Here is a 498-nt window from a genome sequence, read left to right as displayed (position 1 = left end):
GGATGACTTTCTTTTCTATTTAATGCATCGCTGGCTACATGAAAACAAATGGATGCTACGCAAGGTTCACTCGGTCCATCATAGAATTCACAACACCTGCGCATTAGACGGTAACTACTTTCATGTTATCGAGTTCATCTTGATCGGCAGTCTAGCCATGCTCGGCCCTATTTTACTTGGCTGCCATCTTTATGTGCTCTATGCCTGGATTATTATTAGAAATATTGAAGCCGCTGACGGCCATGCAGGCTATGACTTTCCATGGAATCCTTTGCGGTTTTTGCCTTTATATGACGGCCCGGTTTACCACGACTTTCATCATGCACGCTTTAAAGGCAACTATGCCGGGGCGCTTCATTATCTGGATAAGTATTTTGGCACGTACATAAAAGAATATTTACGCTATAAACAAGAACACAAATACCCTGGATCAGAAGTAAAAAACGAAGCACCCGACAGAATTAACTAGCTCAAAAATATCACTACTGATGACAGCCC

Annotated in this window: 1 protein-coding gene; it reads left to right on the top strand. The window is 42.4% G+C overall.

The features are described from left to right. Nucleotides 1–469: sterol desaturase family protein (locus tag A3761_RS03100; RefSeq protein ID WP_197472772.1), on the top strand; the 469-nt coding region annotated here is incomplete at its 5' end. Between the last annotated feature and the right edge of the window lie 29 nt (nucleotides 470–498).

This window comes from Oleiphilus sp. HI0123 (assembly GCF_001635315.1).
The sequence above is the reverse complement of the archived record's forward strand: the minus strand, read 5'-3'. Positions and strand labels throughout refer to the sequence as shown.